The following is a 13996-nucleotide window of genomic DNA, read 5'->3' on the forward strand; positions in this document are numbered from 1 at the left end:
ATTCCTTAGTTATGTGAGCCAAAGAGATGGCGAGCGATTTGTGACGGTGTAACGCGATACAGTTCCGCCAGACGATCGGTGGCGAGCTGCTGTTCAGGAAGCCCCTGCGACACTGCACCGTTCGGTTCAACGCGTACCACGCTGTCGGCGATTGCCCGGGCGTGCAATGGATGATGGGTCGACATCAGCAGGGCCATACCCGAGTTTTTCAGCGTCACTAGCGTGTCGAGCAGACGGATTTGATGCCCAAAATCCAGGCTGGAAGCGGGTTCATCCAGCAACAAAAGACGCGGACGCTGCGCCAGCGCGCGGGCAATTAACACCAGTTGCCGCTCTCCGCCGCTCAGCGTGTTCCAGCGTCGGGGCGCCAGGTGAGAGATTCCCAGCATCGTCATCTGCTGGTGCGCATTTTCACGCTCTTTAGCGCCGGGAACCGCAAATGCCGCCAGTTGCGGGGCCAGCCCCATCATCACCATGTCCAGCGCAGTGAAGGCAAACGCGCCGTCATGTGCCTGAGGAACCCAGGCAATAGCGGCGGCGCGTTGCCGATCGCTGAGATGATTTATGGCGACGCCATCAAGCAGAATGTCACCGTGAAGCGGCGAAAGAACGCCGAGAATGGTGCGCATCAGGGTGGTTTTTCCACAGCCGTTGGCCCCAATCAGACAACAGACGGAGCCGGGCGAAACCTGAAATGAGACATCGCGTAACACGGGCTGGTGACTGTGGTATCCCAACGACGCATGGCGGAGGGTCAGAAGCGTCATGGGCGATTTCCCCGTAGCAAAAGCAGCAAAAAGAACGGTGCGCCAATAAATGCCGTCAGGATCCCCAGCGGGATTTCTGTGCTGCTCAGCGTGCGGGCAAGAGTATCGGTGAGCAGCAGCAAAATGGCGCCGATCCCCATAGAAACGGGCAGCAACTGCTGGTGGTTATTGCCACTGAGGAGTCTGCCGATGTGCGGTACAACCAGCCCAATCCAGCCGATAATGCCCGCGATGGCAACGGTACAGGCGGTGATTAACGTTGCGCAGACGATCAGTCCCAGTCGTAATCGCGAGACATTGATCCCAAGCGATCGTGCTTCATCATCCGACAGGGTGAGCAGGTTCATGCGCCAGCGCAGCAGCAATAGCGGGATCAGTCCTGCGAAGATCAGCGGTGCCGAGAACCACAGATCGTGCAGCGTGATCGTCGATAAACCGCCAAGCAGCCAGAAGGTGATAGACGGGAGTTGGGTATACGGGTCGGCCAGCGTTTTGATGAGTGAAATTCCCGCGCCGCATACCGTGCCCAGCGCAATCCCGACCAGCACCAGCGTTAACACCGGGTCGTGACGCTTGACTCGCCGGGTAATCAACCAGACACCGGCGACCACGAATAAACCGCCCATGAACGCATACAGCTGAATGAACAGGATCGGTAAACCTAACAGGATTGCTAAACAGGCACCTAAACCCGCACCCGCCGCCACGCCGAGAATATCCGGCGAGACCAGCGGGTTGCGGAACATGCCCTGATAGGTGGTTCCTGCGCCCGCAAGCGCCGCGCCGAGCAGCAATGCAGCCAGTATGCGTGGCAGGCGGATTTGCCAGAAGACGATTTTGTCCTGCATTGGAACGCCATCTGCACCGGTCACGAGATTCAGAACCTGCTGTGTATCCAGGCGATACGCGCCTGATACCGCGGCGACACTCGCGCAAAGCACCACCGCAGCAATCATCAGAAAACCGAGGGTTGATGCTTTCATCAGACTGCCACCAACCTTTGATACTGTGCGTCGCTTAGCGTGGTGTGCCAGAACAATTCACTGTAGCGCTGCATATCGGTTTTAAAGCTCGCTTCAACCTGTGGATCAAGCCAGGCGTGCAGGCGGCGTAACCCCAGTAAACGGTTGATGCCGGGTGGTGCATCCAGCCAGCCAAACGGCAGACCGCTGAGAAACAGAATGCGCCGGTCAGCAACCGCTTTGACCCCTTGCCAGACCGGATCTTCTCGTAGGAACTGCGCTGTCACCGCATCCTGCACCAGGATAATATCCGGCTGCCAGCTGAGCAGATTTTCCATTGAGACCTGTGTGAGCCCCTGTCGTCCGGGGATGTGCGCCACATTGTGCAACCCCAGTAGTTCTGCTGCTTCGGTATGCAGAGAACCTTGTAAACCAGTCTCCAGTCCTCTGGCACCGCGCGCGGCATAAAAACGCAGATTCGCCGCGGGTGAATGCGAGAAAGCTATTGCATCATCGATAAATCGACGGGCCAGCGCGGCCTGCATTGCGGTTCGCGAGACTACGCCCAATACTTCACCGACTGCGCGCAGCTGTTCTGGGGTATGGCGCAATTCGCCGTTAATCAGCAGCCAGGGAATCTGTGTTTGTGTGCTCACTTGTCTGGCCTGAGAAAGCCAGGTTTCATCGGCATTACCGCAGTCAATAACCAGGTCAGGTTTAAGCGCCAGGAGTGCTTCAAGCGAGAGCGTGCTGGCGCGCCCCGCCAGCCTGCCGAGTTTCGGCAAAGTCCGAATGTTATCGTTAAACGGGATGGCGGTCTGGCGAGAGAAATCAAAGGAGGAAAGCCCCACCAGTTTTTCCGGTGCGACGGCCAGCAGCAGCATGTCAGCAGGCGCGCCCGCGCTGACCACGCGTTGGGTCGTTTCTGGCTTCGGAGAGTCTCCAATGGCCACAGTCAGCGAGGTTTGAGCAAACGCGGGAAGATGGCGTAGCAGCAGTGCAGATGCCACGAGTTGGGCAAACATCCGTCTTGTCAGTGGCATTATTGTTATCCTGAAGGTTACAAAATCGCTATATATTTACATATACAGCGAATAAAAACATGTTCAGAATCAATTTCTCACGGATGAAAACCCCGGATACCCCATAAGGGCTAGAGGCCATAGAGACAGCTGGAAGGGGGAAATATAAGAAAGAAAAATCCGCGACGAAGCGCGGATTCAGGAAGTAAAACGGCTCAGGCTATGATGTTATGGCGTCGGTTGAGTCTGTTTTTTAGACTCGACTGGCGCAGTACTTGCCGGGGTAGGTCGTGATGCGGGTACGTTGTCACAGGGCTTTTCTTTGGCGCAAATCAGGTCGAGCATTTTCAGCGTTACGCCGTTTGTCCAGCCGAAACCATCCTGCAACGGATACTCACCGCCGCCACCGCCGGTTCCAGTGGTGCTCACGTCATACTTCTCAACCAGCTTTTTCTCGCGATCGTAGGTGTGTTGAACATTGGTGAGGAATCGCCAGGTCACGTCCATGGCGACAGTATCCTGACCGTAATTCTGTAACCCGGATGCTGCTACCCACTGGAGCGGGGCCCAGCCATTGGGGGCATCCCACTGCTGGCCGCTTTTCACCGACGTGGTAGCAAGGCCGCCCGGTTGCAGCAGATGTGCCTGGGTGGCCGTGGCGACTTTACTGGCGCGATCTTTTGCCGCTGCATTGACATATAGCGGGAACAGGGCGGCAGCCGTGAGCTGGTTGCGTACTTTGTGGCTTTTCAGATCGTAGTCGGCATACCAGCCTTCTTTGTCGTTCCACAGGTACTTCTCGATCCCTTTTTGTCGGGCATTAGCGAAGCCATCGTACTGCGCCGCTTTGGCATCATCACCAGCAGCCTTGCTGGCGAGGGCGATCATTTTTTCCATTTTGTACATCAGCGCATTGAGATCGACCGGAACGATGCTGGTGGTGCGCAGAGTGCCCAGCTGATTAGGATTGTCCATCCAGCGGGAACTAAAATCCCAGCCGGACGCGGCAGCTGAACGCAGGTCGCGGTAGATTTCTGTGGCCGGGCGGTTCGGGTTGCTTTTAGCGGTGGCGATATCCTCTACCCAGGACTCTGGCCGAGGCGAATCGCGCTCATCCCAGTAGCGGTTCAAAATGGTGCCGTCATCCAGTTTAACTACGCGCTTATTTTGCTGACCGGGCTGGAGTGTTTCGACGCCTTCCATCCAGTAGCTGTACTCTTTGAGCATCTGTGGGAGGTATTTTTTCAGCGCGTCATTCCCGTCGTGCTGCGCCAGCAGTTCAACCATAAAGGCAAAGAACGGCGGTTGCGAACGACTCAGGTAGTAGGTGCGGTTGCCGTTAGGAATGTGTCCCCAGGAATCAATCTCGTAAGCGAAGTTTGCCACCATGTCCGAGACCTTATCCCAGTGATTGCTCTCGGCAAGCCCCAGCATGGTGAAATAGCTGTCCCAATAATATATTTCGCGAAAACGCCCGCCAGGTACCACATACGGTTCCGGGAGCGGCAGCAGCGAATCCCATTTTTCAGCGTCGGTTGTCGAACGGGTGAGTACCGGCCACAGGCCATCGATATGTTCGCGTAATGATTGCCCGGCCGGGGGCACGTATTTCTCGCCGTCTTTCGGCAAAGTGAAATTCACTTGCACAAAATGGCGTAAGTCGAATCCGGACTGGTTTTTCTGCATCCGGTAATCGGCAAGGATCATTAATGGATCGCTGTTTGGCACCGCGTCCGCAAAGGTTTTCTGGTCAGGAAACAGTTTGGCTGTTTGTACATCGTTAAACAGGGGGCCAAGCAGAATATCAGGCGGAGCAGGCGTAGCGGCTGGTGCGTCCTCGGCGTTGACGGTAAAAGAGGAAAGGGCAAAAAAGGTGCTTGCGAGCGTCAGTTTTATTGCAACAGAGAGCAGGCCAGGATGGCGAGTTGCTGGCGTTATCATCGGTTAATCTCCTTAGCGGCGTGCCGAAGTAGCGGCATTTACCATGAGAAAACCTTAGTTCAGGAATGACCGTTTCGCGTGATCGGCTCCCCATTTTGCGAATAAACAGACATTTCCCGACGCGAATAGAGAAGAAGCACACCCTTTGTTGGAAAGGGTGTGCTTCGGTATCAGTTTGCGCGGGTTATCCGCTGTGTGACACAGTCAATGGTCAGAGTATCGCCCATCTTGATGCTATCGAGAGCCGCGCCTTGCTGACACATCCAGCACAGACCCATTTCACGAGCGATAATCGCCGGATGCGAGGCTTCGCTGCCGTCCCGCAGGCAGATACCTTTGATGGTCTTCGGATCGAGTTGCAGTACCGTAGACGGATAAATGACATCAGCGACCAGGATAGTGGGGCGCAAGAACGCGGGAATTTGTGCGCTCTCTCCCGTCAAATGCTGCAGTGAACGGGACAGCAAATCTTCAATATCAATGTATCGCGCCTGCAGATAAGGATCATCGAGCTGTAAATACTGCTGGCTGAGATCGCTCAGCACCTGATGCCAGGCCCAGGCGGCGCTGCACTGCTTTTCGCGCATTACATCGCAGGCCATTTCAAACAGTTCAGGATCGTCCAACAGCGTATGGTGACCGGAGAAGATGGCGGCGATATCTGCGGAATATCGTTCTTCAGCAAGTGCGGTGAGTTCGCTCAGATCGTTCAGCGTACTTTGGATGGCGGTCTGTAATCGCTGCTGCTCAGCCTGGAGTGATGCGGCTGGCTGCGGGTTTACCTCGGGCGAGAACGGCGTGTGACAGAATGCCGTCCCCGTGACTTTTGAGGGAGCCTGAGTTGCCTTGTTATCAGCATTAGCGGACTCGAGCGATTCACCAAAATTCTCCGCTGCCAGCTGTTTAAATGCGGCCAGCGCATCCTCTGCCTGTTCGCCTTTGGCAATCAGGCGCAGCGTGTCATTACAGCGTACCTGCAGCAGAGCTATCTGATTCAGGCTATCAGGAACCACACACTTGCCGTTTTTCTCCAGCCACATGTCGGCGTTAAAACCAGACAACGCGGAAACCAGCCGCGAAGCCGGGCGAACGTGGATGCCGTTAGGGTTTTTCACCACAATGGCAACAGAACGGGCATCTGCATCGGGAGACAGTGCAGCAGATGCGGGTTTCGCTGCGGATGGCGAAGGTAAACCCAGTTGCTCACATTTGGCGTCGAGGGCGTTCATGGCATCACGGATGACCCGATCGATATCAGCACCCGCGGCGGCGCTAACCGTCGCGGCCAGTGTGCCTTCAACCAGTGGTGCTGCGCACAAACGCACTTTGGCGGCAATGCCAGGGTCGAGCAGTTCCAGCGCGGTTTCCGCACTCAGTAATGCACTACCGATATCCATCATCACCAGCACGTGGTCCGTATCGGCCACGGACTCGATGGCTTCCATCACCTTGATCGGATCGGTGCCAATCGGATTCTCAGGATCATCAATGCCTGCGGCAATGGCGATTTTGCAATCACCGCCCATTAACATCTGCCGGGCCAGCGCACCGACGCCTTCGCCCAGTTGGGCGCTGTGAGAAACAATAACCAGGTTTACCATCGCTTTATCCTTACTCTCTGGACGCCTGAGCTAGCATTTGCATCATAAACATGACCGACGTTGCGCCGGGATCCTGATGCCCAATACTGCGCTCACCAAGATAGCTGGCACGGCCTTTGCGAGCCTGCATGGTGATGGTGCTTTGCGCTGCGGCTTCCGCTTGCTGGCTTGCCGCTTCCAGCGCTGCCTGTACGCTTAACTTTTGCTCGCAGGACTGACGTAAAGATTCGACCACCGGTAGCCAGACGTCGCACATGGTTTTGTCGCCAGGTTCAGCCTTACCGCGGCTAATCACACCTTCTGCGCCATCACGCATCATTTGATACAACTCTTCAAGCGTCAGGCTTTGATGAGCCTGAGTCACCTGAGCGGCGCGAATAAAAAAGGTGCCAAACAGTGGTCCACTGGCCCCGCCGACGCTTGAGAGCAGCACCATACCGGTGTTTTTCAAAATAAAGCCGATGTCTTTGTCTGCGATGGACGGCAGCTTTTCAACGACTTTGCTGAAACCACGATGCATGTTCAGACCGTGGTCGGCATCGCCGATCTCCCGGTCAAGTCCGGTGAGAAAATCACTTTCTGTGGTGAAGATCTCGCCGCAGCGATAGAGCCAGTTAACAATTTGCGTTCTGTTGAGGGACATCATGAATCTCCTTATTTACCCCAGTTGAGAGCAGGGGTGTGAACCGGTGCATCCCATAAGCTCAGCGTTTCGTCATCTACCTGTAACAGGGTGATCGAGAAACCGGTCATATCCAGAGAGGTACAGTAAGAGCCGATCAGGTTGCGCTCAATGACGATGCCTGCATCCTGACAACGGCTTTCCAGGCGGTTATACACGCCGAAGAGCTCAGACAACGGCGTCGCACCGAGATTATTGACCAGCGCAATAACGCGATCGCCACTTTGTAACGCACGTTTGCTTTCTTTACCTTCCTGCCACGCGCCCTGGACGTTGTCCCAGTGGCGGAGTGTTCGGCTGTAGTTACCGTTTTCCAGCAGGGTATCGAACATTTCATCAACGGTCTGATCGAGAGAGGTGAAGGGGCGACGGTCAATGCCCGGTTCCCCGTGGATACCTACGCCAAACTCCATTTCGTTATCCTGCAGCGTGAACGACGGTTGTCCGGCGGCTGGAACGGTACAGGCGCCAATGGCTATGCCAATGGAGTGGCCCAGGTTATTCAGCTTACGGCCCAACGCCGCACAGGCTTCCAGCGAATCACCGCGTTCGGCGGCCGCGCCGACCAGTTTTTCGATCAATACGGTATTCGCCACGCCACGTCGACCGGCGGTATACAAACTGTCTTTCACCGCCACGTCGTCATCCACCACCATGGTGGTGACTTTGACACCGCTTTCATGCAGCAGCTCGGTGGCGGTTTCGAAATTAAGAATGTCGCCGGTGTAATTTTTGATTATCAGCAGCACGCCTTCGCCACCGTCAATTTGCATGGCGCATTCGAACATTTTATCCGGCGTGGGTGAGGTAAAAATCTCACCTGGACAGGCGCCAGAGAGCATGCCCTGACCAATGTAGCCGCAGTGCATAGGTTCGTGTCCGCTGCCGCCACCGGAAAGCAGAGCCACTTTGCCCATCACCGGCGCATCTGCGCGGGTGACATATACCGGATCCTGATGCAGTGCCAGGGAAGGATACGCTTTCGCCAGTCCGGCGAGTTGTTCATTCAGTACGTCTTCAACACGGTTGATCAATTTTTTCATTATTTATGCTCCGCAGACAGTCCTGGATGGCTGCCAAATTCGGGCAGGCATCTGATGTAGGGTATCGGTTGGTTCAACGTCACGGCGACCGCTCGCTGCCGATAAGGTAATTTTGCACACGGGTAGTCAAAAGAAAATTGATGTGAAGGGCGTTTCAATACGGAACGCCATCATTTTATAACGTTCCATATTGAAACGTAGTGATGCATAAAACAGCGAAAATGAGAGATCGGGCAGTATTTAATGGGGAAAGACTACGTGCAGGATTTTGCAAAAAAAAACCACCTGCCTGGCAGGTGGTTTATGCGAGGGAAAATTATCGGTATTAGCCCGGATAAATTCCGCGATCTTTACGTGCCAGCAGAATGCGTTCGCAGGCAACAATGTAGGCTGCGGTACGCAGGGAGCAGGATTTCTCAGCTGCTTTTTCCCATACGTGCACCATCGCATCAGTCATGATTTTGTCCATGCGATTGTTGATCTCTTCTTCACTCCAGAAGAAGCTTGCCATGTCCTGGACCCATTCGAAGTAACTGACGGTTACGCCGCCTGCGTTACATACGACGTCAGGTACCACGATGATACCGCGGCTTGCCAGCATATCATCGGCATCCGGGTAAGTCGGGCCGTTAGCGCCCTCAAGTACCAGTTTGCAGGTCAGTATTTCTGCACGCTGACGGGTAATCTGTCCTTCCAGCGCGGCAGGGATCAGGATATCCATCTCCACGCTCCAGAAGGCTTCGCTGGCGATGGTTTCAGCGCCTGGGAAACCGGCAATCTGTTTGTGCTCCAACTGCCAGGCAGACAGCGCGGTCATGTCGATACCCGTGGAGTTAAACAGCGTTGCGGTGTGATCCTGAATAGCGACGACACGCGCACCCGCTGCGGCGAACAGGCGGGCGGCTTCGCTGCCGACGTTACCGAAACCTTGTACCGCCACGCGAGCGCCTTCAACTTCAATGTTCGCACGACGCGCGACTTCCAGACCACTGACGAAAACGCCGCGACCGGTGGCTTTATCACGGCCTAACGAGCCGCCGAGGTGAATAGGTTTACCGGTGACCACACTGGTCACGGTGGTGCCGTGGTTCATGGAGTAGGTATCCATCATCCAGGCCATGACTTTTCCGTTCGTACCTACATCCGGCGCAGGAATGTCTTTCTGCGGCCCAATGATAATGCCGATTTCGCTGGTATAACGGCGGGTTAAACGCTCCAGTTCACCTTCAGAAAGTGAGAACGGATCGACGCGCACACCGCCTTTGGCTCCGCCGTACGGCAGGTTCAACGCTGCGCATTTGATGGTCATCCATGCAGACAGGGCCATCACTTCATTAAGATCAACATCAGGATGATAACGCACACCGCCTTTGCCCGGACCGCGGGAGAGGTTATGTTGCACGCGATACCCTTCAAAATGACGGATAGTGCCGTCATCCATCTGCACCGGGATATCGACAATCAGCGCGCGTTTTGGGTGGCGCAGGGTGTCCACCCAATGGGAAAGTTCGCCCAGGTAAGGGGCCACACGCTCGATTTGTTGCAGGTAGGTATTCCAGGCAGATGTGCTGCTATCTGAAGCGTAAGATAACTTATCCATGATAAACCTTAGTTATAAAAGTAATATGTTCTTAATTTGGCCGTGGTATACAGTGAATCTCACCATATAAACCTAAATTTAACATTTTTTTCATAGAACAGCCTGCCTGGCTAACACGGATTATCGGTATGAGTAGTGTGGGTTTTGGCTTGGTGGTGAATAGTTATTCTTTATTCTTGCTGTCATCGCAGTTTTTTGCAGTTTATTTAGTTTAATATGCATAACTTGTAAAAATCGCAATTTGTCAGATTTATGACGCACCTCTAAAAGTAAACAATATGATAATAAAATGTGTTTGCTTTATTGCTGTTAAACTGGGCGTCAGTAGGTCACGGCGATGGTGACAGTATCGGCATAGTTGTCTGGCGTGTAGTTCGCGCTGGGAACGGTGGCGTAAACCGGGTAGGTAGTCGTTGTCCCCGTGCCGCTGCCAGCAACGGTATTGAGCGATGTATTGCCCCACACCATACCGGAAGGACCTGGTGTCGAACTAAGCTGGTAGGGGACTTTATCCGTATTTGACCCCGTGCCTGCCATCACGCCGCTGCCTGCCGTATTGCCGTTGGAGGGTTGAAGTCCGATGGTGTAAGGGGTGTTATTAGAGCAGGCTACGCCTACGTTATTTGACGCCGTGAGATTACGACCCGTTCCGCTGGTGGGAGCAAAGCTGATGTTAGTCGCGGAGGTGATATTACACTGTTTGCTGACAGCAGCTGTGACGGTGAAAGGAAACCTGGCGGCAACGGTATCACCACAGGTGGTCGGCGGGAAAAGTAATCCGGGGTTGAGGGTGACAAGGGCTGTTGCCGTCGTATAGCTATCCTGATAGTTTCCAGGGACGGCTGAAGTTTGTGGCGTGACGATCTGCGCCGATACCGTGAGTGAACCTGTCACTGGCGTCAAATTCAGCAGGTTAAGCTGTACCATGGGAAAAGTGGTTCCCGACTGATACTGGCTGCCCCAGACTTTGGTGCGCCCGCTATCCTGGTAAAGCTGGTATGCCAGCGTTCTGGCGGGGTTTCCGCTTAATGACATATTTCGCGGTGTCACCTGGCCACTGACGGCCGAGGCGCCAATATTAAAACAGAGATTGATCCCTGCCAGCACGTCACCAAGCTCTTTGGTGCAAGTGTAACTGAACGTCATTGATGACGTTGCGCCTGTCGCAGACAGTGGATTGACCGAACCTAAATTTATGGCTTGCACATTGCTCACCGAACAGGTTACCGCATGGCTAATTGCCGGACAAAAAAGTACGGCAGCGATGAGTAGCAGATGTCTTAACCTCATGAGCGCACTCCTGTTAGTGTGGGCGACAAACCAGTGGACCTATTTGCACAATCCCCTTTGCTGACGCGGGATAGTCAAATTGCACGCGACAACTACCGATGTCCGTATCAACGCGCAGCGTGTTGTGCTGCTCCAGGGTGTCGAACCATGTCATTCCATCAAAGCCAACGACAGACGATTGTCCTTTTCCGTTGATGGCGTAAGCCATGCTGCCTTCAGGAATTGGCTTACCCTGATGGTCGACGAGGATAATCTGCGCAGCGCGGACGGGGGTGATGCCAAAGCTAACCAAAGTACCGGAACGATCGGCTGGCGTGGCATTCGTCTCAACGCGTGCGATCCGCATATTGGCAGGGAGATCCATCGGGTCAATACTGATCAGGTTTTTTTGATAACTGTTCAACGGGGTGACCAACAGTAGTCCCTGGTCATCGCTGCGGCCAATCAGGTTATTTTGCAATTTGACCGGAACATCAGGCACGCCGTCAGTTGAGACGACGGCAAAACCATTATTGATTTCTCTTGCTGCAAACAGGCCGCCTCCCATGGTCACCAGCGATCCGGTTGCGCCTGCATAACCGTAATGGTTATCCGGTAAACGGCTGAATCCCGCGTACGCTTTACCATAACGTCCCAGATATCCCACTTCGCCCTGGCCACTTTGCCGGGAAGCCTGCTGACTGGCAGCCAGATTCCAGCCCCAGCCGCCGTCGGCAGGGGGCGTCAGGCTGGCGTTGAGCTGGTAACCGGTTTCGTCGTTGGTACGTTGTAGGGTGCTGCTGGCGCTCAGATTGTTGTCGGTCGTGATGGTTACCATCAGATAGAGGCTACGATCGCGGTTGTCGTCAATGTTCTGGTTGAATCCGGCATTTAGTGAGATGTTGTCGGTGAGAGATTTAAACCAGCTGGCATTGGCGTAGCGCACCGCATTTTCGTGTGGATATCGAAACTGCAAATAGCTCAGGCTGACATTTCCAGCTGCTTCCAGCGAATAACCAATAACCGTGTTGCTGTTAAGCGTGGGGGGCGGCTCACCGTAATGGGTGGCGACATCGCGATAATCGCCGGAAGTTGCCGTGGTACTGGTACTGAAATTAAACCGTTCGCCGGACCAACGGTAACCAAAACTATACAAAAACCCGTTCTTTCCTGAGTCGGTACTTGCGGCAAGTGAGGTCGAAAACGTGCCGCTGCGGGTTCCTGGGATCCAGTCGTTACTGAAGCCCGCGTTAATCAGTCCATCGCTGGTTTCCGCGTGAGTCCCGGCGGTGAACGTATTGCTAAACCCGCGACGCCACGTAGCGCTCAATACTGGTGCGCTGGCATAATCAAAAGAGGAGTAACCATAATTTTCGCGTACCGTGCCTAATTCTGCCGACCAGGCGGTTAATCCTTCCCGCAGGAGTTGCTGATCGTTGTAGAACGAGAAATTTTGTACGCTCGTTCTGCCCAACGCATCTGTCATCATCACCTGACCCGTTCCCGCGCCGCTGATGTTAGGCATTGTGTTGATCTGAAAGCTACCTGCGGGGACTTCTCCGTTGTAGTACCTGACGCCGTCGACGTACAGCTCAACGTTTGACGGTAACGTCGCGGATCCCAGATATGCTGGAAGCGGGGTGGTTGGCATATAGGGCTGTAACCCAAAATCGGTGCCTATCTGAATGCCGCCGATTCGCGTCGGTCGGGACCAGATGAGTGAACTAGTCAGGGTATCGCCAACGGTTAACGCCAACATCGAATCAGGAAATGACGTACGCCAGCTGGTGTCGAGGCGCTCAACGCTGTTATCGGCATATTCCTCGGTAGAGTACTGCGTCAACTGGGTGGTGCTGAGCACGCCGGCCGCATTGAAGGCGCGAATTTCGCTGAAGGTATTGATTGCGCTTTCATCCCCCTGTTGCGTATAGATATCATAATTGAGCAGCGCCCCGCGTGATGTTGTTGCCGTTGGCGCGGTTTCGGTGGGCGAGTTAAGCTGCGTGGTCGCAAGATCGAGTGAACTGAGCGGCGCAGTAAGCGAGAGCGTTTGCAACTGAACGTTGTAGTCAATGGTTAGCTGGGGGATATCGTTCAGGCAGACGGCGTTAGTGGCGTCTGGATCAAAGCGAAAGCCCATTTTACGCAGAGTATCTGCTCCTGCATAAAGCTTTCCATTATCGTAGCCAAAATGAACCAGCCCAACGGGATTCCCATTTAAGGTGACGTCGAGATACAAATCGACCCCCGTAATCTGCGAGACGCTATTAATAACATTATTTTCGTTCTGGTTACTATTCAGCGTTTGTGCGCAAACCATTCCCGATATTAATACTCCATTGAGAAAGCAATATTTCACCAGAAGCCAGGATCTGTTACAGATCTTGTACTGTTTTTTGGCCATTGATTGTGACTTCAACTTTCCCGCCGTAATGATTATTCCTGGCTGACGGGGAGACTATCCAGCGCATTGTTGATCCGGGTAAAACGTAGCCTAATAGTCCGGGTGTAATGACTTTTTTAGTACCGTCAGGGCTTATAAATGTTGCAGCAGATAACTGTGCATGCCCATTTCCCTGATTACTGACTTCAATAAATTTTTTGCCATCCAACTGCTGTAATTTCCATTGCAGTTTTGCCTGCGTTTGTGCCGCTGATGTTGGTTGAATGAAAACGGGAACAGAATAATGCAGCACAAACTGAAGCTTGTTTTTTTCTACTTTTGCAGGCGGTAACTCATCTATCGACAAACGATAAGCGTCTTCGGCATGTGCCGAGGGAGGGTTTGTGCGAATAACACGAATCAACTGACGTTCTCCAGGGGCTAATGCTAACATCGGTGGGCTAATCACCAGCCCCTGAGAGGGAGAAAGTTTGTCGTCATAAGCGCTTTGACTCCAGCGAAAAACCCGAACCTGGGCATTGAGCACATTTTCACCCGCGTTACTCAGCCAGATACCATCGGCATTTTGCGTCGCTTGCAACGTTAACGTGACCGGGGCTATTTGCAGTCCGCTGGCGGTGGCAAGATTGACGCTCGCAACCATCCCTAGCAGGCATGCGCAGGCACACTGCTTTACAGGCAGTTTTACTCTCATATGGCTTCCTG

11 protein-coding genes are annotated in these 13996 nt (G+C 54.0%); all 11 read right to left on the bottom strand.

What is annotated here, in order from left to right:
* Positions 1-5 precede the first annotated feature (5 nt).
* The 11 genes from OGX83_RS05000 to OGX83_RS05050 all read right to left on the bottom strand — a co-directional run bounded on the left by OGX83_RS05000 (position 6) and on the right by OGX83_RS05050 (position 13985).
* On the bottom strand, positions 6-767 hold the full coding sequence (locus tag OGX83_RS05000) for an ABC transporter ATP-binding protein (RefSeq protein WP_286587465.1): 762 nt from the start codon (positions 765-767) through the stop codon (positions 6-8).
* Entirely contained in the window at positions 764-1723 is a 960-nt protein-coding gene (locus OGX83_RS05005) for a FecCD family ABC transporter permease (RefSeq protein WP_502873516.1), read from the bottom strand. The genes OGX83_RS05000 and OGX83_RS05005 overlap by 4 nt, the downstream gene beginning before the upstream one ends.
* Before the next feature lie 26 nt (positions 1724-1749).
* Positions 1750-2772, bottom strand: coding sequence for an ABC transporter substrate-binding protein (locus OGX83_RS05010; RefSeq protein WP_008785002.1), 1023 nt, complete (start codon positions 2770-2772; stop codon positions 1750-1752).
* A 207-nt stretch (positions 2773-2979) separates the two neighbouring features.
* The gene (locus OGX83_RS05015) at positions 2980-4692 is read right to left on the bottom strand and encodes an alpha,alpha-trehalase (protein WP_128612278.1); all 1713 of its coding nucleotides are present in this window, start codon (positions 4690-4692) and stop codon (positions 2980-2982) included.
* A gap of 170 nt (positions 4693-4862) precedes the next feature.
* A complete protein-coding gene (dhaM, locus tag OGX83_RS05020; protein WP_048235235.1) occupies positions 4863-6293 on the bottom strand; it encodes a dihydroxyacetone kinase phosphoryl donor subunit DhaM in 1431 nt (476 codons plus the stop codon).
* Positions 6294-6303: 10 nt separating this feature from the next.
* Positions 6304-6936 carry a dihydroxyacetone kinase subunit DhaL gene (gene dhaL / locus OGX83_RS05025; RefSeq protein WP_020996617.1) on the bottom strand — a complete coding sequence of 211 codons (633 nt, stop codon included), beginning with the start codon at positions 6934-6936 and terminating at the stop codon, positions 6304-6306.
* Between the two features lie 11 nt (positions 6937-6947).
* Positions 6948-8018, bottom strand: coding sequence for a dihydroxyacetone kinase subunit DhaK (gene dhaK, locus OGX83_RS05030; RefSeq protein WP_008784998.1), 1071 nt, complete (start codon positions 8016-8018; stop codon positions 6948-6950).
* Positions 8019-8343: 325 nt separating this feature from the next.
* Complete coding sequence (locus tag OGX83_RS05035) at positions 8344-9618, bottom strand: Glu/Leu/Phe/Val family dehydrogenase (RefSeq protein WP_032943729.1); 1275 nt, start codon at positions 9616-9618, stop codon at positions 8344-8346.
* A 321-nt stretch (positions 9619-9939) separates the two neighbouring features.
* The gene (locus OGX83_RS05040) at positions 9940-10908 is read right to left on the bottom strand and encodes a Csu type fimbrial protein (protein ID WP_286587468.1); all 969 of its coding nucleotides are present in this window, start codon (positions 10906-10908) and stop codon (positions 9940-9942) included.
* Between the two features lie 13 nt (positions 10909-10921).
* On the bottom strand, positions 10922-13207 hold the full coding sequence (locus tag OGX83_RS05045; protein WP_286587469.1) for a fimbria/pilus outer membrane usher protein: 2286 nt from the start codon (positions 13205-13207) through the stop codon (positions 10922-10924).
* Between the two features lie 55 nt (positions 13208-13262).
* Positions 13263-13985: a fimbrial biogenesis chaperone gene (locus tag OGX83_RS05050; RefSeq protein ID WP_267449578.1), complete on the bottom strand. Its 723-nt coding sequence runs from the start codon at positions 13983-13985 to the stop codon at positions 13263-13265.
* Positions 13986-13996: the final 11 nt, after the last annotated feature.

Source organism: Citrobacter sp. Cpo074, assembly GCF_030332745.1.
Taxonomy (GTDB): Bacteria; Pseudomonadota; Gammaproteobacteria; order Enterobacterales; family Enterobacteriaceae; genus Citrobacter; species Citrobacter portucalensis.